Annotated in this window: 18 protein-coding genes; 6 read left to right on the plus strand and 12 right to left on the minus strand. The window is 68.0% G+C overall.

Features of this window, described 5'->3' with window-relative positions; translation table 11 throughout:
- Positions 1–29 precede the first annotated feature (29 nt).
- The 5 genes from ACXJLU_RS04865 to ACXJLU_RS04885 are packed head-to-tail and all read left to right on the plus strand — an operon-like array spanning position 30 to position 6,550.
- A complete protein-coding gene (locus tag ACXJLU_RS04865; protein ID WP_457329344.1) occupies positions 30–1,454 on the plus strand; it encodes a DUF3138 family protein in 1,425 nt (474 codons plus the stop codon).
- A 25-nt stretch (positions 1,455–1,479) separates the two neighbouring features.
- A complete protein-coding gene (locus ACXJLU_RS04870) occupies positions 1,480–2,967 on the plus strand; it encodes an aldehyde dehydrogenase (protein WP_457329345.1) in 1,488 nt (495 codons plus the stop codon).
- A 13-nt stretch (positions 2,968–2,980) separates the two neighbouring features.
- Positions 2,981–4,267 carry a 4-aminobutyrate--2-oxoglutarate transaminase gene (gene gabT / locus ACXJLU_RS04875; protein WP_457329346.1) on the plus strand — a complete coding sequence of 429 codons (1,287 nt, stop codon included), beginning with the start codon at positions 2,981–2,983 and terminating at the stop codon, positions 4,265–4,267.
- On the plus strand, positions 4,264–5,580 hold the full coding sequence (gene glnT, locus ACXJLU_RS04880; RefSeq protein WP_457329347.1) for a type III glutamate--ammonia ligase: 1,317 nt from the start codon (positions 4,264–4,266) through the stop codon (positions 5,578–5,580). The genes gabT and glnT overlap by 4 nt, the downstream gene beginning before the upstream one ends.
- A gap of 37 nt (positions 5,581–5,617) precedes the next feature.
- Positions 5,618–6,550: a DMT family transporter gene (locus ACXJLU_RS04885; protein WP_457329348.1), complete on the plus strand. Its 933-nt coding sequence runs from the start codon at positions 5,618–5,620 to the stop codon at positions 6,548–6,550.
- Here the strand turns inward: ACXJLU_RS04885 and dusA are convergent.
- Positions 6,536–7,585 (minus strand): tRNA dihydrouridine(20/20a) synthase DusA, encoded by a 1,050-nt coding sequence (gene dusA / locus ACXJLU_RS04890; RefSeq protein ID WP_457329349.1) that lies wholly within the window; start codon positions 7,583–7,585, stop codon positions 6,536–6,538. The two genes, ACXJLU_RS04885 and dusA, sit on opposite strands and share 15 nt — an antisense overlap.
- A gap of 153 nt (positions 7,586–7,738) precedes the next feature.
- Here dusA and ACXJLU_RS04895 point away from each other — a divergent pair, with 153 nt between their 5' ends.
- Positions 7,739–7,981 carry a hypothetical protein gene (locus tag ACXJLU_RS04895; protein ID WP_073467876.1) on the plus strand — a complete coding sequence of 81 codons (243 nt, stop codon included), beginning with the start codon at positions 7,739–7,741 and terminating at the stop codon, positions 7,979–7,981.
- Positions 7,982–7,985: 4 nt separating this feature from the next.
- On the opposite strand, the gene ACXJLU_RS04900 is transcribed toward ACXJLU_RS04895, so the two are convergent.
- The 11 genes from ACXJLU_RS04900 to rimP form a co-directional block, all read right to left on the minus strand.
- On the minus strand, positions 7,986–8,870 hold the full coding sequence (locus ACXJLU_RS04900) for an alpha/beta fold hydrolase (protein WP_457329350.1): 885 nt from the start codon (positions 8,868–8,870) through the stop codon (positions 7,986–7,988).
- Positions 8,867–9,685: an esterase/lipase family protein gene (locus tag ACXJLU_RS04905; protein ID WP_457329351.1), complete on the minus strand. Its 819-nt coding sequence runs from the start codon at positions 9,683–9,685 to the stop codon at positions 8,867–8,869. Before ACXJLU_RS04905 ends, ACXJLU_RS04900 begins: the two co-directional genes overlap by 4 nt.
- Positions 9,686–9,722: 37 nt before the next feature.
- The gene (locus ACXJLU_RS04910; protein WP_457329352.1) at positions 9,723–11,249 is read right to left on the minus strand and encodes a wax ester/triacylglycerol synthase family O-acyltransferase; all 1,527 of its coding nucleotides are present in this window, start codon (positions 11,247–11,249) and stop codon (positions 9,723–9,725) included.
- Between the two features lie 66 nt (positions 11,250–11,315).
- Complete coding sequence (locus ACXJLU_RS04915; RefSeq protein WP_457329353.1) at positions 11,316–12,425, minus strand: enoyl-CoA hydratase/isomerase family protein; 1,110 nt, start codon at positions 12,423–12,425, stop codon at positions 11,316–11,318.
- Positions 12,422–13,288, minus strand: coding sequence for a DMT family transporter (locus ACXJLU_RS04920; protein WP_457329354.1), 867 nt, complete (start codon positions 13,286–13,288; stop codon positions 12,422–12,424). The genes ACXJLU_RS04915 and ACXJLU_RS04920 overlap by 4 nt, the downstream gene beginning before the upstream one ends.
- Position 13,289: 1 nt before the next feature.
- A complete protein-coding gene (gene typA / locus ACXJLU_RS04925; protein ID WP_457329355.1) occupies positions 13,290–15,104 on the minus strand; it encodes a translational GTPase TypA in 1,815 nt (604 codons plus the stop codon).
- A gap of 16 nt (positions 15,105–15,120) precedes the next feature.
- On the minus strand, positions 15,121–16,068 hold the full coding sequence (gene truB / locus ACXJLU_RS04930) for a tRNA pseudouridine(55) synthase TruB (RefSeq protein ID WP_457329356.1): 948 nt from the start codon (positions 16,066–16,068) through the stop codon (positions 15,121–15,123).
- Positions 16,069–16,072: 4 nt separating this feature from the next.
- Entirely contained in the window at positions 16,073–16,438 is a 366-nt protein-coding gene (gene rbfA, locus ACXJLU_RS04935; RefSeq protein ID WP_056809543.1) for a 30S ribosome-binding factor RbfA, read from the minus strand.
- Between the two features lie 94 nt (positions 16,439–16,532).
- Entirely contained in the window at positions 16,533–19,445 is a 2,913-nt protein-coding gene (gene infB, locus ACXJLU_RS04940; RefSeq protein ID WP_457329357.1) for a translation initiation factor IF-2, read from the minus strand.
- Positions 19,446–19,515: 70 nt separating this feature from the next.
- A complete protein-coding gene (gene nusA / locus ACXJLU_RS04945; protein ID WP_073467866.1) occupies positions 19,516–20,994 on the minus strand; it encodes a transcription termination factor NusA in 1,479 nt (492 codons plus the stop codon).
- Positions 20,984–21,532: a ribosome maturation factor RimP gene (rimP, locus tag ACXJLU_RS04950; protein ID WP_073467867.1), complete on the minus strand. Its 549-nt coding sequence runs from the start codon at positions 21,530–21,532 to the stop codon at positions 20,984–20,986. The genes nusA and rimP overlap by 11 nt, the downstream gene beginning before the upstream one ends.
- Positions 21,533–21,620 lie beyond the last annotated feature (88 nt).

Genomic DNA, 21,620 nt, shown 5'->3' on the forward strand with positions numbered 1-21,620 from the left:
CCCCGAATCCAACCCCGAGGAGAAAACCGATGAAGTTCGCGAAGCTCTCGACCCTGGCGCTGGCCATTGCCGCCGCGTTGGCGGCACCCGCCCAGGCCCAGTCGAACAAGGAGTTGATGGACGAGCTGAAGGCGATGAAGCAGCGCATCGCCGACCTGGAGAAGAAGCTGGCCGAGAAGTCGGCCGCCGACGCGAAGCCCACGGAGAAGACACAAGAGAGGCAGTGGGGCATGACGCCGGAGCAGGCGCAGGATTTCAACCGCATCTCGGTCAAGACCGAGGCGCTGGAAGACGCGATGGAAGCGCAGGGGCTGAAGGGCCTGAAGATCGGCGGCTACTTCGACCCGACCTGGATCTACAACAAGAACCAGCACAGCGCCGGCTTCCAGTTCCTGAACCGCGTCTCGGACGACGGCTACAACTACGACAACGGCTACTTCGGCGTGGCGAACCTCGACTTCCAGAAGGAACTCGACGGCGGCACCAAGCTGCGCCTGACGCTGATGCCCAACCGCGGCGCCGGCTCCATCGCCGACCCGGACGGCAACTCGATCGTGCACGAGGCCTCGGCGTCGATCCCGATCGGTGACCTGCAGACGCGCTTCATCTTCGGCCAGATCCCCGACTGGTCGGGCTACGAGTACGTGCAAGGCCCGCTGACCAAGCTGGTCACGCGCGGGCTGCTGCTCGACTTCACCGAGCCGACGGTCTACACCGGCGCCGGCCTGGAGTTCATCCGCGGCAAGTGGGACATCAAGGCCGTGCTGGCCAACTACAACAAGACGAAGAACGGCGCGAACCACAAGGCGCCGGTGCTCGCCTACCGCGTCGACTACTCGAAGGGCGAGTTCAACGGCTTCGGCTTCGCCGGCGTGCACGGCAAGGCCGGCAACTTCTCCGAAAGCGCGATCGATCCGAACACGCTCGAGGTGATCCCGCAGGACGACACCCGCCTCGACCTGTTCGAGATCGACGGCTACTTCATCCGCGGCGACTGGACGGTGCAGGGCCAGATCGGCGTCGGCCGGCAGCGCGATGCGTCGATCGTGCCGGCGGCCGACGGCAGCTTGCGCGACGCGAAGTGGTGGGGCCTGTCGGCGCTCGCGGCCTACAAGTTCGAGCCGCGCTTCGAGGGCGTGGTGCGGGCCGACTACATCAACAACAAGAAGAACGGCGGCGGGCTGCTGCAGTACTCGGTCGCGGACGACCGCAACGGCATCGGCCCCGACCCGGCGCTGGGCTGCGCGCCGGGTACGCTGGTCGACGGTTGCGACGAAGGCGCGAACCGCTATGCGCTGGCGGTCGGCTTCAACTACCTGATGACCCGCAACACGACCCTGAAGGCCGAATACCGGCTCGATCGCGCGACACTGCCGGTGTTCATCGACGCCAACGACGGCAGCTACAAGAAGAGCAACCACCTGCTGGGCGCGTCGGTCGTGGTGTCATTCTGATCAAGGATCCGACGAAGGAGACAACATGGCTTCGATCGACTGGACCTCGCGCGCAGCGGCGCAGCAATTCGACGGCCGCGCCTTCATCGGCGGCCAGCGCGTCGCGGCCCTCGCGGGCGAGACCTTCGGCTGCGTCTCGCCGCTCGACGGCCGCACGCTGACGCAGGTGGCGCGCGGCCAGGCGGCTGATGTGGATGCGGCGGTGCAGTCGGCGCGCCGCGCCTTCGACGACGGCCGCTGGTCGCGCAAGGCGCCGGCGCAGCGCAAGAAAGTGCTGCTGCGCTTCGCCGAGCTGATCCTGGGCGCCAAGGAAGAACTGGCGCTGCTCGAGACGCTCGACATGGGCAAGCCGATCAAGTACAGCCTGAGCGTCGACGTGCCGTCCACCGCCCGCTGCATCGCCTGGTATGCCGAGGCGGTCGACAAGATCTACGACGAGATCGCGCCGACGCCGCACAGCGCGCTGGCGCTGATCACGCGCGAGCCGATGGGCGTGATCGGCGCGATCGTGCCGTGGAACTACCCGATGATCATGGCCTCGTGGAAGCTCGGCCCGGCGCTCGCCGCCGGCAACAGCGTGGTGCTGAAGCCGAGCGAAAAATCCCCGCTGACCGCGCTGCGCCTGGCCGAGCTCGCGCTGCAGGCCGGCCTGCCCGACGGCGTGTTCAATGTGGTGCCGGGCTACGGGCACGAGGCCGGCGAGGCGCTCGCGCTGCACCTGCAGGTCGACGCGATCGGTTTCACCGGCTCGACGCGCGTGGGCCGCAAGATGCTCGACTACGCCGGGCGCAGCAACCTGAAGCGGGTCTACAACGAGCTGGGCGGCAAGTCGGCCTTCGTCGTGTTCCCCGATTTCGACGACCTCACGCGTGCCGCGCAGACGGTGGCCGGCAGCATGTTCTTCAACCAGGGCGAGTCGTGCAATGCGCCGTCGCGGGTGTTCGTGCACGAGAGCATCGCCGACGATTTCGTGAAGACGGTGACGGCCGAGGCGCCGAAGTACCAGCCGGGCAATCCGCTCGATGCCGGCACCGAGCTGGGTGCGCTGGTCGACGACACGCAACTGCGCACGGTGATGGGCTACATCGACGCCGGCCAGTCCGAGGGCGCCCGGCTCGCGGCGGGTGGCCGGCAGGTGCGGCAGGACAGCGGCGGGTACTTCGTCGAGCCGACGGTGTTCGACGGCGTGACCAACGCAATGAAGATCGCGCGCGAGGAGATTTTCGGGCCGGTGCTCTCGGTGATCCGCTTCAAGACCGAGGAAGAGGCCGTCGCGATGGCGAATGACAGCGCGTACGGGCTGCAGGCCAGCGTGTGGAGCAGCAACATCAACCGCGCGCACCGGGTGGCGCGGGCGCTGCGCGCCGGCACGGTGCACGTGAATCAGTACGACGAAGACGACATCACGGTGCCGTTCGGCGGATTCAAGCAGAGCGGGAACGGGCGCGACAAGTCGCTGCATGCGTTCGACAAGTACACCGAGCTGAAGACGACCTGGATACGGCTCGATTGACCGGAGAACCGCGATGAACCACTCGCAGAACGAACAGCTGATGGCCCGCAAGGCCGCCGCCACGCCGCGCGGCGTCGGCGTGATGGGCACCTTCTTCGCCGACCATGCCGAGAACGCCGAGCTGTGGGATATCGAAGGCCGGCGCTTTCTCGACTTCGCCGGCGGCATCGCGGTGATGAACACCGGCCACCGCCACCCGAAGGTCATCGCGGCGATCGAGGCGCAGCTCAAGCGCTTCACGCACACCTGCTACCAGGTCGTGCCTTATGAGGGCTACATCGCGCTGGCCGAGCAGCTCAATGCGCTGACACCCGGCCGCCACGCGAAGAAGACCGCCTTCTTCAGCACCGGCGCCGAGGCGATCGAGAACGCGGTGAAGATCGCCCGCGCCCACACGAAGCGCGCTGGCGTCATCGCGTTCGGCGGCGCTTTCCACGGGCGCAGCATGTTCGCCGTGGCACTGACCGGCAAGGTGCAGCCGTACAAGGCCGGCTTCGGCCCGTTCCCGCCCGAGATCTACCACGCGCCCTTCCCCGCCGAAGGCACCAACCTCGCCGACATGCAGAAGGCGGTGCACCACCTGTTCAAGGCCGACATCGAGGCCTCGCGCGTCGCGGCCATCGTGTTCGAGCCGGTGCAGGGCGAAGGCGGCTTCAACATCATCCAGGCCGAGGCGCTGCGCTGGCTGCGCGCGCTGTGCGACGAGCACGGCATCGTGCTGATCGCCGACGAGGTGCAGACCGGGTTCGGCCGCACCGGCCGGCTGTTCGCGATGGAGCACTTCCCCGACGTGCTGCCCGACATCCTCGTCAGCGCCAAATCGCTGGCCGCCGGGCTGCCGCTGTCGGCGGTGACCGGCCGCGCCGAGATCATGGACGCGCCCGCGCCGGGCGGCCTCGGCGGCACCTACGCCGGCAACCCGCTGGCGATTGCCGCCGCGCATGCGGTGATCGGCGTGATGCACGACGAGCAGCTGCCCGCACGCGGCCAGGCGCTCGGCGACCGGCTGAAGGCGGCGCTGAACGAGTTGCGCCCCGCGCTGCCGCAGATCGTCGACGTGCGCGGGCTGGGGGCGATGGTCGCGGTCGAGTTCAACCGCGCCGGCACGGACGAACCCGATGCCGCGTTCACGAAGCAGGTGCAGGCCGAAGCGCTGCAGCGCGGGCTGATCCTGCTGAGCTGCGGCGTCAATGCCAACGTGATCCGCTTCCTGTTCCCGCTGACGATTCCCGACGTGCATTTCGCCGAGGCGATCGCGATCCTGCAGGCGTCGCTGCGGGCCGCTGCCGCCTCCGCATGAAGGAGCTTCGCGAACGGCTGCAGGCCGAGGGTGTCCACACGCTGGTCGCGCAATTCACCGACGTGCATGGCGTCGCCAAGGGCAAGTACGTGCCGCTCGCGCACCTGGAGAGCCTGCTGGCCGAAGGCGCGGGCTTTGCCGGCCCGTCGATCTGGGGCACGGGGCTGCCGCGCACCGGCCCGCGCTCGGAGTACTACGGCCGCGGCCAGCCCGAGACAGCCCGAGCGCTGCCGTGGATGCCGGGCTATGCGCGCATCGTCTGCGACGGCTTCGTGGCCGGCGAGCCGTTCGACGCCTGCCCGCGCCAAGTATTGAAGCGCCAGGTGGCGCGGCTCGCGCAACGGGGCTGGACGCTGCGCACCGGCATCGAGCCGGAGTTCTTCCTGCTGCGTCGCACCGCCGAAGGCATCGCGCCGGCCGATGCGCAGGATGCGCTCGACAAGCCGTCGTACGACCTGAAGACGCTGCCGCGCCAGGCCGCCTTCTTGCACGAGCTGTCCGAGGCGCTGACCGCCTGCGGCCTCGACGTGTTCCAGGTCGACCACGAGGATGCGCACGGCCAGTACGAGCTGAACTTCCACCATGCCKATGCACTGACGAGCGCCGATCACCTGATGCTGTTCAAGATGGCCGCGCAGGCGCTGGCCGAGCGGCATGGCAGCCTCTTCTCGATGATGCCCAAGCCGTTCGCGAACCAGCCGGGCAGCGGCATGCACTTTCATGTGTCGATGTGGGCCGGTGGCGACTGCGTGTTCGCCGACCGACAGCAGCCGCTGTCGACGCTGGCCGGGCATTTCATCGCCGGCGTGCTGGCGCATTCGGCCGCGCTGTGCGCGCTGGCCGCGCCGACCGTCAACAGCTACAAGCGGCTGGTGGTCGGCGAATCGCTGTCCGGCACCAGCTGGGCGCCCGCCTACGTGGCGCACGGGCCGAACAACCGGACGGCGCTGGTGCGCACGCTGGGCGGCCGCTTCGAATGGCGCGTGCCGGATGCATCGGCCAACCCGTACCTCGCGACGGCTGCGCTGATTGCCGCCGGGCTCGATGGCATCGAGCGCGAGCTCGATCCGGGGCCGGCGTGCACCGAGGATCTTTTCCAGCTGAGCCTTGCGCAGATCCGCGAGCGCGGCATCGGGCTGCTGCCGCAGAGCCTGGGCGACGCGGTCAACGCGCTCGAGGCCGACGAGGTGGTCCGCGAGGCCTTGGGCGAGACGCTGTCAGCCGAGTTCATCCGCCTGAAGCGCGCCGAGTGGACGGAGTACGCGCGCCATGTGAGCGGCTGGGAGATTGCGCGGTACGCTTCGGCGTTCTGAGCACCTCCCCTCCTTTTCTTTCGCCCACGCCTCCTGAATGAACTCCTCTTCGTCGGCCGCCTCGGCCAGCCACCGCGTGCACGCGCCGTGGATCGCCTACCTCTGCCTCGGCAGCTCGATGGCCCTGGTGGGCAGCTACGTGGGGCTGTCGAAGCTGCTGCTGGCGGTGTTCCCGGTCTTCCTGCTGGCCTGGCTGCGCTTCGGCATGGCGGCGGTCGCGATGGTCGGCTGGGTGCGGCGCCAGCCGGGCGAGGCGCCGCTGAGCCGGCACGACCGCATCCTGCTGTTCTTCGAATCGTTCTTCGGCAACTTCCTGTTCTCGATCTGCATGCTGTTCGGTGTCGGCATGAGTTCGGCGCTGGCCGCCGGCGTGATCATGGCGGCGATCCCGGCGGCGGTGGCGATCCTGTCGCGGCTGTTCCTGAAGGAGCGCATCCAGCCGCGCGTCGCCGCGGGCATTGCATGCGCGGTGGGCGGCATCGCGCTGGTCTCGGTGGTGGCGCACGGCGGTGAGGACAAGGGCAGCTCGCTGCTGGGCAACCTGCTGCTGTTCGGCGCGGTGCTGTGCGAAGGCTCGTACGTCGTGATGGGCAAGAAGCTCGCCGGCAATGTCTCGGCCAAGCGCATCAGCGCGCTGGTGAACCTGTGGGGGCTGGCGCTGGTGACGCCGCTCGGGCTGTGGCAGGCGATGTCGTTCGACTTCGGCGCGGTGCTGCCGGGTGCATGGTCGCTGCTGCTGTTCTATTCGCTGGCGGCCAGCATGGTGACGGTGTGGCTGTGGATGACCGGGCTGCGCCACGTGCCGGCCTCATCGGCGGGGATCTTCACGGTGCTGCTGCCGATCAGCGCGGCGGCGGTCGGCGTGATCTTCCTCGGCGAGCGGATCAGCGCGACGCAGGCGGCCGCGTTCGGGCTGGCGATCGCCGGCGTGCTGCTGGCGACCTGGCCGTCGCGCTCAGGCCGGAACTGACTCGCCCCCCGCGATGCGCGCGACCTCGCGCGCCGGCTCGGTCTTGAGCTTGTGGTCCGACCACACCTGGCGCCAGCGGCGCGCGCCGGGCAGCCCGTTGCGCAGCCCCAGCATGTGCCGCACGACGCGTGACCACGGCTCGCCGCGCAGGCCGACGCGCTCCATGTAGTCGACCATCTGCCGCTCGATCGCCGCGCGGTCCAGTTCGTGATGCGGCGTGCCGAAGAAGAGCTCGTCCCACTGCGACATCAACCAGGGGTTGTGATACGCCTCGCGGCCCAGCATCACGCCGTCGAGGTGCTGCAGCTGCTCGGTGATCTGCTCCTGCGTGGTGACACCGCCATTGAGCACGATCGTCAGGTGCGGGAAATCGCGTTTCAGGTGGTGCACCGTCTCGTAGCGCAGCGGCGGCACCTCGCGGTTCTCCTTCGGGCTGAGCCCCTTCAGCCACGCATTGCGTGCATGCACGATGAAGACCTCGCAGCCGGCTTCGGCGATCTGGCCGACGAAGTCGCGCACGAATTCGTAGCGCTCGTCCTGGTCGATGCCGATGCGGTGCTTGACCGTCACCGGGATCGACACCGCATCGCGCATCGCCTTGACGCTGTCAGCCACCAGCGCCGGCTCGTTCATCAGGCAGGCGCCGAAGGCCCCGCGCTGCACGCGCTCGCTGGGGCAGCCGCAGTTCAGGTTGACCTCGTCGTAGCCCCATTGCTCGGCCAGCTTCGCGCAGAACGCCAGGTCGGCCGGCTCGCTGCCGCCGAGCTGCAAGGCCACCGGGTGCTCCTCGGCGTTGAAGTCGAGGTGCCGCGGGCGGTCGCCATGGATCAGCGCGCCGGTGGTCACCATCTCGGTGTAGAGCCGGGTGTGCTTCGTCAGCAGGCGATGGAAGTAGCGGCAGTGGCGGTCGGTCCAATCCATCATGGGAGCGACGGACAGGCGCCAGGGGGAAGCGTTGGAGGTGTTCACGGGGGGTGGGTGCCTGGCCTGTACGAGGAGACGCAGGCGATGGGACTCTCGGAGAAAGGGGTGCATTGTCCCAAAACCGGCCTCACCCCGGTGCGAACGATGCGGCTGATGCGTTTTGAGGCATGCAACTGACAGCTCCAGACAGCGCTCGGGAATACTGTACGTTTGTACAGTTCGTCGCTACGATGCATCGCTCCTCGACTCCGCCGAATGACAGCCATGAACCCCGACATCACTTCTGAAAACTGGGCGCTGAAGTGCGCCGAGCGCCTGCAGGAACAGTGGCCGCGCGTCGACCGCAGCGACCTCGAACACCTCGCCTGGGCGCTGATCTCCGAGCCCTATTGGCAGGGCATGGACCCGAGTGATGCCGCGCTCGAATGGCTGCAGCAAGGCGTGTCCGTGCAACGCGATGCGCGCCCCGAAGCCAGCAACGATCCGCTGCTGCCGTGCAGCCGCTGAAGCCTCAGGCCCGCCCGGCCGCGAGCGCGATGCCCTGCGTGAAGCGCGGCAGCAAGGGCATCGGCAGGTCGTGCCCCATGCCGTCGATCAGGTCGAGCTCGGCACCGGCGATCTTGCGGGCCAGGTCGTGCCCGGCCGCCACCGGCACCAGCGGGTCGGCCTGGCCGTGGATCACGCGGCACGGCAGCTTCACGCCCTCCAGGCGCCGGCTGCGGTCACCATCGGCCGCAATCGCGACCAGCTGGCGTGCCGTGCCCGCGGGGCGGTATGCGCGGTCCACTGCGGCGCGCAGCCTGGCCTGCATCCAGGCCGGATCGGGCCGGTACGCCGGGCTGCCGATCAGGTGCATGAAGCGGCCCAGGTGCGCCGCGACCGAGGCCGGGTCGCGCGGGTTCTCGGGCCGGCTCAGCAGCGCACGCCGCACCTCGGGCGTGGCCATCGGCAGGCGGCGCGAGCCGGTGCTCGTCATCATCAACGTCAGGCTCTTCAGGCGCTGCGGATGATGGATGGCCATCAGCTGCGCCACCATGCCGCCCATCGACGCGCCGCACACATGGGCCTGCGCGATGCCCAGCGCATCGAGCACGCCGATGGCATCGTCGGCCAGCGCGCGCAACGGGTACGGCGGGCGGATCGGCAGGTGGAAGGCGAACTTCATCGCGGCCATCGGCACGTTTGGCACGCCCAGCTGATCGAAGCCCTGGCTCAGCCCGACATCGCGGTTGTCGAAGCGGATCACGCGGAAGCCGCGCGCCACCAGCATCTGCACCAGCTCGTCGGGCCAGGCGGTGAGCTGCATGCCCAGGCCCATCACCAGCAGCAGCGGCTCGCCGTTCGGCGAACCGTGGTCTTCGACCTCGAGCGAGATGCCGTTGGCCGCGAGCTTCATGCGCCGACCGTCTTGAAGAACCACTTGCGCGCGCCGGCGGCCTCGAAGCGCTTCCAGTGCGCCGGGTCCTGCGCGAGCCGGTCGGCGATCGCGTAGAGCGCCAGCGGGTTCACGCCCATGCCGATGTGGCTCGCATGCACCTCGATGTTCTCGGCCAGCGGAGAGTCTTCGTTGATGCTGCATTGCCACGCGACGACGCCGTCGGTGCGCGAGTAGATCGACGTGGTCGGCACCGGCGGCGGGCGGCGCACCTGTTCGAGCAAGGCCGGGTCGTGCACGCTCTGGCCGCTGACCCATTCGTAGAGGCGCCAGGCGTTGGTGGCACGCGGGTGGCCGGTGAACGGCGTGCCCAGCGTGATCACGCAGCGCGTCTGCTGCGGGCGCTCTTTCGCGACCTCGCGCGCATACACGCCGCCGAGGCTCCAGCCGATCAGGCTGACCGGCTGCTGGTGGCGGCGGTGCAGCAGGTCGACCATCTCGACGCAGCGTTCGAGCACCCCCTCGCGCGGACCGAAGTTGAAGCCCTGCTCCCATGGGTACGGCACGTAGCCGCGGTCGCGCAGAAAGTTGCGCAGCGGCACGGTCGTGAAATCGGCCGCGGCGAGGCCGGGGAAGACGAGCACCGGGTGGCCGTCGCCCGGCGGCAGCTTGTCGAGCGCCCGGTTCAGCACCGGCGACGACGCGAGCATCGCCGCGAACTCCCAGGGCGCGCGCCCTTCGAGCATCAGGAGCAAGGCGTTGGGGGCCTTCAGGTCATTCCGGGCGTCGGGGGAGGACTGCTGCGCGCCGTCACGAGGCATGGTGGGAGGCCGCATCGGGCCGTCGTGAATACGCTTGCATCTTAGTGGGCAATCAGCGGGCGGCGGCGGCTTTGGCTGGAGCCTTGGCCCTAGGTTTGGGCGCGGCCTTCGGTCTGGGTTTTGGTGTCGGCTTCGGTGTCACCTTGGCGACAGGTTCGCTGGTGGCCGGCAGCGCCAGCAGCTCGGCCAGCGCTTCTTCCAGGTGCGTCGCGAGCTCGGCCACCTCGGGCATCGCCTTCGCGCACGCCATCAGCCCGAAATCCAGCGATTCGTCGTAGCTCTGCACCGTGATGTTGAGCGCGACGCCGTGCACGACGATCGAGGCCGGGTAATTGGTCAGCATGCGCGCGCCGGCAATGTAGAGCGGAAATGCCGGGCCGGGCACGTTCGAGATCACGACGTTGGCGATCGGCGGGATGCGGTCGGCCACCCGGGCCTTGCCGTACAGCGAGGTGATGGTGCTCATCAGCCACGGCACGCCGAGCGATGGGAAATCGGTGGGCATCAGGCTCTTGACGCTGCCGAGCGTGGATTTCATCGCGGCGCTGGCGGCCTGCACGTAGCGCAGGCGCTCCATCGGGTCGGCGATGTGGGTGCCGAGGTTCACGACCGTCATCGAGGCCTGGTTGTTCGCGGTCGTGTCGCCGGCCGCGCGGGTCGACACCGGCACCGCCGCCACCATCGACTTGCGCGGCAGCGGGCCGTGCTGAAGGAAGTGCCGCCGCAGCGCGCCGCCGCACAGCATCAGCACGACGTCGTTCAGCGTCGCGCCGTGCGCGCGGCGCAGCGCCTTGATCTGCGCGATCGGCAGGCTGACGCCGGCGAACGCGCGGCCGGCGGTCACCGAGGCGTTGAGCCGGGTGCGCGGCGCGAGGGCCATCGGCGCCTCACCGGACGGGTTGCGCAGCTTCGCCACCTTGCCGGCCACCTGCCCTGCCACCTGAGAGAGCGCGCCCACCGTCGACGGCAAGGCCTTCACCAGCTTGCCGTACTGCTGCAGCTGGTTCGCGAGCACGCCGCTCAGCATACCGGCGAGACCGATGTCGAGCTTCTTCGCGGGGTGTGCCTCGCGCTCGATGTCGCGCGGCGTGGCCTGCACGTCGAGGATGGCCTGGGCCAGCGCGATCGCGGCCTGGCCGTCGACAGCGGCGTGGTGCAGCTGCGTGTAGAGGGCGACGCGCTTCTCCTTGTTCGGCCCCGGCGCGAGGCCTTCGAAGACGTGGAATTTCCACAGCGGGCGTTCGCGGTCGAGCAGCACGGGGTGCAGCTGGCTGACCTGCGCATCGAGCTCGGCGAGCCCGCTGCCCTTCGGCAGCTTGATGCCGACGATGTGCTGCGTGAGGTCCGGTGTCGCATCGACCCACACCGGGTTGGCCAGGTTGAACGGCATCCACGCGAGCTTGCGGCTCAGCGGCGGCGCGAGCGGCAGCCGCGAGCCGATGTGGCGCCGCACGTCGGCGAGGAAGCTGCCCTTGTAGGCGGCAGGCAGCTCGAACACGTGCAACGCGCCGACGTGCATCGGCATCTCCGGCGTCTCCATGTAGAGGAAGGACGCGTCCAGACCGGACAGCTGCTTCATGGGCCTCTCCGTAGGGGTGAGGCTGATGCTAGGGCGCGGTTCACTCCGCGCCGCCCCGGGGAAGCCCTACTCGCCGAGCAGGCCGCGCAACGGATGCGCAAACGCCGGCCACGGGCTCTCGAAGAACCCCGCCATCATCGCCGGCGTCACGTCCTCGACGCGCGCCGGGTTCCAGCGCGGGCTGTGGTCCTTGTCGACCGCCAGCGCGCGGATGCCTTCCACCGTCTCGCTCGCCGCGCCGGGGCGCAGGTGGAAGCAGTGGCGCACCAGGTCGCGCTCCATGCGCAGGTCGTCGGCCAGCGTCATCGTGCGGGCGCGCCGCACCTGCTCCAGCGTCACCGCCATCATCAGCGGCGAGCGCTTGACCAGTGTTGCGAGCGTGGCCTGTGCCCAATCGCCGCCATCGCTGCGCAGCGATTCGATGATGTCGATCAACGACTCCGCCGCGAAGTGCCGGTCGATCGACGCGCGATCGAGCACCGTGGTCGCCGCCGGCGCCACCGCCCGCGCACGCACCGCAGCCTGCAGCTGTTCCGCGTTCTCGTGCGGTTGATCGACCAATGCCTCGACCAGCGCCGGCAGTTCGCCACTCGCCACGCACACATCCGCCAACCCGCAAGCGATCGCATCGCCCGCGCCGAGGATCTGCCCCGTCAGCGCCAGGTACTCGCCCAGCCGCCCCGCGCAGCGCGCGAGGAACCAGCCGCCACCCACATCCGGGAACAGCCCGATGTGCGTCTCAGGCATCGCCATCTTCGTGCGCTCGGTCACCACGCGCAGCGAAGCGCCCTGCGAGATCCCCATGCCACCGCCCATCACGATGCCGTCCATCAGCGCGACGTAGGGCTTCGGGTAGCTGTGGATCAGGTGGTTGAGCGCGTATTCCTCGGTGAAGAAATCTTCCAGCTCCGGGTTGCCGGCCAGCGCCGCCTGGTGGAAGAAGCGGATGTCGCCGCCGGCGCAGAAGGCCACGCCCTTGCCTTCCAGCGTCGCGCCGCGCACGAGCACGGCCTGCACGGCCGCATCGTCGCGCCACGCCAGCAGCGCGCGCGTGATGTCGCGGATCATCGGCAGCGACAGCGCGTTCAGCGCCTGCGGCCGGTTCAGCGTCAGCAGGCCGATGCCGCCCTGCACTTTCGCGATGACGAATGACGAACTGGATGACGAACCGCTCATGCCCGCGCCTCCCGCAACCCGACCCATGCATTGACGAACAAGGTGCCCAGCACCAGGCTGCCGCCGACCATCACCGCCATCGACGGCTGCTCGCTGGTGCCGAGCCACGCCCACGCGATGCCGAACACGATCTCCAGCAGCGCCAGCAACGACATCTCCGGCGCCGGCAGGTGGCGCGCCAGGCGCACCGCCAGCACGCACGGGATCGCGAGCTGCACCAGCCCCAGCAGCCCGAGCAGCGCGACGTCGTGCACCGAGGCCTGCAGCGGCAGCGACAAGGGCAGCGTGACGATCGCCGAGATCAGCGAGCCCAGCAGCAAGGCCGGCACGAGGTCGACGCTCGTGCCGCTGCGCTGCAGCGTGTTCCAGTTGATCGCGCTCGCGATGGGCACGCCCAGCGCGACCAGCGTGCCGATCACGTGCTGCGGCTCCGAGCTGACGCCCTGCCCGTACATGTAGGCGATGCCCAGCCCGGCCAGCACGATCGCGGCCCAGGTGCGCCGCGCCACAGGGTGCCCGAGCGTGAAGCGCGCCAGCAGCGCGGTGATCAGCGGCGCGAGCGCCATCGTGATCAGCACGTTGGCCACCGTGGTCAGCGTGAGCGCCACCATGAAGCAGGTGAACATCACGCTCCACATCACGCTCGAGATCCACAGCGGCCGGCCACCCGCGCGCAGCAGCGCGAGCGTGCTGCGGCCGTGCGCCCAGGCGTAGTAGCCGCCCAGGCACACGAAGGTGGCCAGGCTGCGCCAGAACGTCACCTCGAAGCTGCGCGCCGATTCGAGCTGGCGCGTCACCACGCCGGCGATGCTCCACATCAGCGTGACGAGCAGCATGCCCGCCACCGCCCGCCCGTGGGTCATGTCACTCGGTGCGGGAAGCGCGCTTGCGGTCGTGTTCCTTCAGGTGGCGCTTGCGCACGCGGATCGACTTCGGCGTGATCTCGACCAGCTCGTCGTCGGCGATGAACTCGACGCCGTATTCCAGCGTCAGGATGATCGGCGGCGTGATCTTGATCGCGTCTTCCTTGCCGGACACGCGGAAGTTGGTCAGCTGCTTCGCACGCACCGCGTTGACGATCAGGTCGTTGTCGCGGCTGTGGATGCCGACGATCATGCCTTCATAGACCGGGTCGCCCGGCTTCACGAACATGCGGCCGCGGTCGTCCAGCTTGCCCAGCGCGTAGGTCACGATCTCGCCGTCGTCCTGGCTGATCAGCACGCCGTTCTTGCGGCCTTCGATGTCGCCCTTGAAGGCCTCGTAGCCGTCGAAGATGTTGCTGATCAGGCCGGTGCCGCGCGTCAGGTTCAGGAACTCGTTCTGGAAACCGATCAGGCCGCGCGCCGGGATCTTGTACTCGAGGCGCACGCGGCCCATGCCGTCCGGCTCCATGTTGACGAGATCGGCCTTGCGCTCGCCCATCGCCTGCATCACGGCACCCTGGTGCTGGTCTTCGACGTCGGCCGTCACCATCTCGATCGGCTCGTGGCGCTCGCCGTCGATTTCCTTGAAGACCACGCGCGGCTTGCTGACGGCCAGCTCGTAGCCCTCGCGGCGCATGGTTTCCAGCAGGATGGTCAGGTGCAGTTCGCCGCGGCCCGACACCTCGAAGATGCCGTCTTCGTCGGTTTCCTTGACCTTCAGCGCCACGTTGCTCTGCAGCTCGCGCTGCAGGCGGTCCCAGATCTGGCGGCTGGTGACGAACTTGCCTTCGCGGCCGGCCAGCGGCGAGTTGTTGACGCAGAAATTCATCGTCAGCGTCGGCTCGTCGACCTTCAGCATCGGCAGCGGCTTCGGGTCTTCGATGCTGGTCAGCGTGACGCCGATGCCGATGTCCTCGATGCCGTTGATCAGCACGATGTCGCCGGGGCCGGCTTCAGTGGCTTGCTGGCGCTCCAGGCCTTCGAACTTCAGCACCTGGTTGACGCGGGCGTTGAACGGCGTGCTGTCCGGGCCGCTGTACACGGCCACGTTCTGCATCGGCTTCAGCGTGCCCTGGTTGACCCGGCCGATGCCGATGCGGCCGACGTAGGTGGAGTAGTCGAGCGAGCAGATCTGCAGTTGCAGCGGGCCGGCCGGATCGCCTTCGTGCGCCGGCACGTGCTGCAGCACGGCGTCGAACAGCGGCGCCAGGTCGGTGCCGATCTCGCCGGGGTTGAGCGTCGCCCAGCCGTTCAGGCCCGATGCATAGATCACCGGGAAGTCGAGCTGCTCTTCGGTCGCGCCGAGCTTGTCGAACAGCTCGAAGGTCGCGTTGATCACGTAGTCGATGCGCGAACCGGGGCGGTCGACCTTGTTGACGACGACGATAGGCTTCAGGCCGAGCGCCAGCGCCTTCTTGGTGACGAAGCGGGTCTGCGGCATCGGGCCTTCGACCGCATCGACCAGCAGCAGCACGCTGTCGACCATCGACAGCACGCGCTCGACCTCGCCGCCGAAGTCCGCGTGCCCCGGGGTGTCGACGATGTTGACGTGCGTGCCCTTCCATTCCACCGCGCAGTTCTTCGCGAGGATGGTGATGCCGCGTTCCTTTTCGAGGTCGTTGCTGTCCATCACCCGTTCGGTGACCTTCTCGTTCTGGCGGAAGGTGCCGCTCTGGCGAAGCAGTTGGTCCACCAGCGTGGTCTTGCCATGGTCCACGTGGGCGATGATGGCGATGTTGCGGATCTGTCTTGTCATGACGTGCTCTCTGCGTTCAAGGTGTCTTCAGGAGGCCTTGCACCTCCACCGGGCTCAAGAGCCTCGTCGAAATCAGTTCTCCGGCGTCGACCCGGCCACTGCCGAGGAACGCACGGGGGTCGGGGCCGTAGACGCGGACCTGCTCCGCATCTGCCAGCGGCAGGCGGCGGCGCAGGCCGCTCAGGAATCGGCCGGCGTCTTCGTCGCCGAGTCGCACCACCGGCCAGTCGGCCAGCAGCGCATCGGCGTCGAGCAACGCGGCTTCGCGCTGTGCTTCATCCATCTCGGCCAGCTGCTCCAGCGTGAGCGCCTGGCCGAGCGTCAGCCCGCCGGTCTCGGTGCGGCGCAGTGCGGCCAGGTGGGCGCCGCAACCGAGTGCTTCGCCGATGTCTTCGGCCAGCGTGCGGATGTAGGTGCCCTTCGAGCAGCGCACATCGAGCGTCCAGCGGTCGCCGGCCCCGGCAGTGTCATCGTCCACGATGGCAATGCGATGAATCGTCACCGCGCGCGCCTCGCGCTCGATCTCGATGCCGGCGCGCGCGTAGTCGTACAGCGCGCGGCCTTCGTGCTTCAGCGCCGAGTGCATCGGCGGCACCTGGCGGATCGGCCCGGTGAAGCGCTCGATCACCGCCTGCAGTTGCGCGCGCGTCACGCTCACCTCGCGCTGCAGCAGCACGTCGCCTTCGGCATCGGCCGTGGTGGTGGTGCTGCCGAGTTGCAGCGTGGCGCGGTAGGTCTTGTCGGCGTCGAGGCTGACCTGCGAGAACTTGGTCGCCGCGCCGAAGCACAGCGGCAGCAGCCCGGTGGCCAGCGGGTCGAGCGTGCCGGTGTGGCCGGCCTTCTCGGCGCGGTACAGGCGCTTGGCTTTCTGCAACGCGTCGTTGCTCGACAGGCCGAGCGGCTTGTCGAGCAACAGCACGCCGTGGACGGCGCGCCGCGGGATGCGCGGGCGTTGTGCGTTCACGTGCTCAGTCGTCCTTGGCCTGCGTCGAATTGGCCTGCTGGATCAGCGCGCTCAATTCGGCGGCCCGCTCGGTCGTGCGGTCGAAGTGGAAATGCAGCGTCGGCACGGTGTGGATCTGCAGCCGCTTGAACAGGCCGTTGCGCAGGAAGCCGGCGGCCTCGTTCAAGGCCTCCTCGCATTCCTTCACGTCGCCCACCAGCAGCGAGAAGAACACCTTCGCGTGCGCGTAGTCCGGCGTGACCTCCACCGCCTGCAGCGTGACCATGCCGATGCGCGGATCCTTCAGGTCGCGGATCAGCTCCGCCAGATCGCGCTGGATCTGGTCGGCAATGCGGAAACCGCGGTTCGGAATGGCTCGTTTGTGTCGCATGTTCAAGGCTCCTGCTGATGCGGGCGGGGGTCTTCAAATACAAACCCCGCCGTCTTGTCGAGGGCGGGGTTCGGGGTGAGACCCACGCTCCGCTTTACAGCGTTCGTGCCACTTCCTTCACCTCGAAGAACTCCAGCTGGTCGCCTTCGGCGATGTCGTTGTAGTTCTTCAGCTTGATACCGCACTCGAAGCCTTCCTTGACTTCGCGCACGTCGTCCTTCAGGCGGCGCACCGACTCGACTTCGCCGGTGTAGACCACCACGTTCTCGCGCAGCAGGCGGAAGCGCGCGTTGCGGCGCACCACACCCGAGGTGACCATCGAACCGGCCACCGTGCCGATCTTGGACGCCACGAACACCGTGCGGATCTCTGCCGTGCCGATCACCTCTTCGCGCTGCTCCGGCGCCAGCATGCCGGTCATCGCCTTCTTCACGTCGTCGACCGCGTCGTAGATGATGTTGTAGTAGCGCAGGTCGACGCCGTTGCCTTCGGCCAGCTTGCGCGCACCGGCATCGGCGCGCACGTTGAAGCCGATGATCACGGCCTTCGACGCGATCGCGAGGTTGATGTCGCTCTCGCTGATGCCGCCGACCGCCGCGTGCACGATCTGCACCTTGACCTCGGCCGTGCTCAGCTTGAGCAGCGACTGGGCCAGCGCTTCCTGCGAACCCTGCACGTCGGCCTTGATGATCAATGCCAGCGTCTGCGCTTCGCCCTGGCCCATGTTCTCGAACATGTTCTCGAGCTTGGCGGCCTGCTGCTTGGCCAGCTTGACGTCGCGGTACTTGCCCGAACGGAAGGTCGCGATTTCGCGCGCCCGGCGTTCGTCGGCCAGCACCATGAATTCATCGCCGGCCTGCGGCACTTCGGTCAGGCCCTGGATCTCGACCGGCAGCGACGGGCCGGCTTCGGTCGTCGGCTTGCCGTTCTCGTCCAGCATGGCGCGCACGCGGCCGTAGCTCGAACCGGCCAGCACCACGTCGCCACGCTTCAGCGTGCCCGATTGCACCAGCACCGTCGCGACCGGGCCGCGGCCCTTGTCGAGCTGGGCTTCGATCACCAGGCCCTTGGCCGGAGCGTCCTTCGGAGCCTTCAGTTCGAGCACTTCAGCCTGCAGCAGCACCTGCTCCAGCAGCTGGTCGATGCCCATGCCGGTCTTGGCCGACACCGGCACGAACGGCGAATCGCCACCGAAGTCTTCCGGCACGACCTGTTCGGCCACCAGCTCCGACTTCAGGCGCTCGACGTTGGCCTCGGGCTTGTCCATCTTGTTCATCGCCACCACGATCGGCACCCCGGCCGCCTTGGCGTGCGCGATGGCTTCCTTGGTCTGCGGCATCACGCCGTCATCGGCCGCCACCACCAGGATGACAATGTCGGTTGCCTTGGCACCACGGGCACGCATCGCCGTGAAGGCCGCATGGCCCGGGGTGTCGAGGAAGGTGATCATGCCGCGCGGCGTGTCGACGTGATACGCGCCGATGTGCTGCGTGATGCCACCCGCTTCGCCGGCGGCCACGCGGGCACGGCGGATGTAGTCGAGCAGCGAGGTCTTGCCATGGTCGACGTGACCCATGACGGTGACCACCGGCGCGCGCGGCAGTTCTTCGTGGCTGGATTCGGTCTGGGTGTCTTCGAGGAAGGCTTCCGGGTCGTCCAGCTTGGCAGCGAACGCCTTGTGGCCCATTTCCTCGACGAGGATCATGGCCGTTTCCTGGTCCAGCTGCTGGTTGATCGTGACCATCTGGCCGAGCTTCATCAACTGCTTGATGACCTCGGACGCCTTCACCGACATCTTGTGCGCGAGGTCGGCGACGCTGATGGTCTCCGGCACGTGCACTTCCTGGATCTGCTGCTCCGGCGGTGCGCTGAAGTTGCCGCCCTGCGAATCGTTGCGGTCGCCACGGCGGCCACCACGCGGCGCACGCCAGCCCGGACGGGACGCGGCGTCGTTGCGGGTCTTCAGTGCGCGCTTCTTCGCGGCATCGTCGGCCCAGCTCGACGACAGCTTCTCGGACTTGACCGACTTCTTGTCGCCCGGCTTGTCGCCCGGCTTCGCGGCGGTGGCCGTGGTCGTCCCCGGCGCGGCGGCCGGCTTGTGGATCGTGCCCTTGATGCCTTCCTTGCCGACTTCCGGCTTGGGCGGCTCTTCGGGCTTCTTGGCCATCAGCACCTTCTTCGGTGCATTCATCATCGCGCGGATCGCGGCGGCCTCGTCCTCGGCGGCCTTGCGGCGCTTGGCGAGGTCGGCAGCGCGCTGCTTCTCTTCGTCGACGACGTCGGCGGCCTTGATCACGCGCAGTGCGGGCTTCGGTGGCTCGACCGGGGCGGCAGGCGCCACCGGAGCAGCAACCACCGGCGCGGCGCTCGGTGCCGGCGCAGCCTTGGCAGCATTCGCTGCGGCCTTCGCGGCAGGAGCCGGCGTGGGCGCAGCAGCGGCGGCCGCGGCGGCAGCAGCCGCTGCGGCGGCCGCCTTCGCGGCTTCCTCGGCAGCCGCCTTCGCGGCGGCTTCGGCGGCTTCACGTGCACGGGCCTCGGCGGCCTCGCGTTCGCGGGCTTCCTGTTCCTCGCGCTGGCGGCGCTTCTCGGCCAGCTCTTCTTCCTGGCGGCGCAGCAACTCGGCCTGGGCTTGCGCCTCGACCTCGCGGCGCTGCAGTTCGGCGTCGTCGACGACCGGCGCTGCCGGCTCTTCGGACGGCGCCGATTCATCGCGCTTGACGAAGGTGCGCTTCTTGCGCACTTCAACCTGGATCGTGCGCGCCTTGCCGCTCGAATCGGCCTGCTTGATCTCGCTGGTCGACTTGCGGGTCAGCGTGATCTTCTTGCGCTCGCCCCCGCCCGTGCCATGGGCCGTGCGGAGATAGTCGAGCAGCCGCTCCTTGTCGGACTCGGTCAGCGCGTCGTCGCTCGACGCCTTCGCGACGCCGGCCGACTGGAGCTGCTCGAGCAGCGCTGCCGCCGGGCGATTGAGCTCAGCAGCCAACTGGGCGACGGTGGTCACAGCCATTGTGAATATCCTTGCTTGGTACTTGCAGTGCAGCGTTCGATCGGGCGTTGGGGCATCAGGTCGTTCAATGTCAGGTCGTGAACCAATGTTCGCGTGCCTTCATGATCAATGCCTTGGCCTTGTCTTCGTCGATGCCGGCAATTTCGGTCAGTTCGTCGACCGCGAGGTCGGCGAGGTCGTCGCGTGTGTTGATCCCGCTCTCGGTCAGCTTCGGGATCAGGTCCGCATCCAGCCCTTCGAGATCGCGCAGGTTCTGCGACACGTCTTCCATTTTCTCTTCGCGGGCGATCTCCATCGTCAGCAAAGCGTCTTTGGCCCGCGTGCGCAGTTCGTTGACGGTGTCTTCGTCGAAGCCTTCGATCTCGAGCATTTCCTGCATCGGGACGTAGGCCACTTCCTCGAGGCTGCTGAAGCCTTCGGCGATCAGGATGTCGGCCACCTCGGCGTCGACGTCGAGCTTGTCGACGAACAGCTTGCGAACGCTGTCGGACTCCTCGCTCTGCTTCGCCTTCGATTCCTCGGCCGTCATGATGTTGATGCGCCAGCCGGTCATCTCGGAGGCCAGCCGCACGTTCTGGCCGCCGCGGCCGATCGCGATCGCGAGGTTCTCTTCGTCGACGACGACGTCCATCGCGTGGCGCTCTTCGTCGACGACGATCGACTGCACGTTGGCGGGGGCCAGCGCGCCGATCACGAACTGCGCCGGGTCTTCGGACCACAGCACGATGTCGACGCGCTCGCCGGCGAGTTCATTGGTGACCGCATTGACGCGCGAACCGCGCACGCCGACGCAGGTGCCGATCGGATCGACCCGCTTGTCGTGCGAGATCACGGCGATCTTGGCGCGCGAACCAGCGTCACGGGCGCAGGACTTGATTTCCAGCAGACCCTGCTCGATCTCGGGCACCTCCTGGGCGAACAGCTCGATCATGAAGCCGGGCGCACTGCGCGACAGCACGATCTGCGGGCCACGCAGGGTCGGATCGACCTCGGCGATGTAGGCGCGGACGCGGTCGCCGGAGCGCAGGTTTTCCTTCGGGATCATCTCGCTGCGCTTCAGGCGCCCTTCGACCCGGCCGGATTCGACGATCACGTCGCCCTTGTCCAGGCGCTTGACGGTGCCGACGAAGATCTTCTCGCCGCGCGACAGGAAATCATTGAGCAGCTGCTCGCGCTCGGCGTCGCGGATCTTCTGCAGGATGACCTGCTTGGCCGCCTGGGCGCCGATGCGGCCGATCGACACCGAGTCGACCGGCTCTTCGATGTAGTCGTCGACCTCGATGTCGGGGAGCTGCTCGAGCGCCTCGAACAGCAGGATCTCGGAATCGGGCAGCTGCAGGCCGGCCTCGTTCGGCACCACGTGCCAGCGGCGGAAGGTCTCGTATTCACCGCTGTCGCGGTCGACGGTGACGCGCATGTCGACCTCGCCGCCGTGCAGCTTCTTGCTGGCCGAGGCCAGGGCGGCCTCGACCGCGCCGAACACGACTTCGCGATCCACGCTCTTCTCGCGCGAGATGGCATCGACCAGCATCAAGAGTTCACGATTCATTCTTAGGATCTCCGTCAACATCTTCGGCCTGCACGTCGGCGTCGTGCGGCACAGCAGCCGGCTGCGCAAAGCGCCGGCCCTTGAAATCGAGGACAGGCACCAGATGGGCCTCCCGCACTTCCTCGAACGAAAAATCCAGGGCCTGGTCGACCTTGCCGTCGTTGAACACCAGGCGCCACTGCTCTCCCAGGGCCTCCAGCACGCCGCGGAATTTCTTGCGGCCCTCGAAAGGCACCTTCAGCGTCAGCTCGATTTCCGAGCCGGCGAAGCGTTGATAGTCGGCAGGCTTGTTCAGCGGGCGGTCCAGCCCCGGCGACGACACTTCCAGGCGCTCGTAGGCGCACCCCTCGACCTCCAGCACGTGCTGCAGCTGGCGGGTCACCTTCTCGCAATCCTCGACCACGATGAACTCGCCGTTCGGATCATTCTGCAGACGGTCGATGAAGACACGCAGCAAACCCTTGGGGCTGCGCTCGCAATTCACGAGGTCGTAACCCAGCCCGGTCACGGTGCGCTCAACAACGTCTTGCCAAATCATCCAGCGAGTGTCTTCAGAGGTTATGAAAAATGTGGAGAAGCAAAAAAAATGGGCTGGAAGAATCCGCCCATGCAGTTTTCTTGCGAAA

Source organism: Rhizobacter sp. P5_C2, from assembly GCF_054049715.1.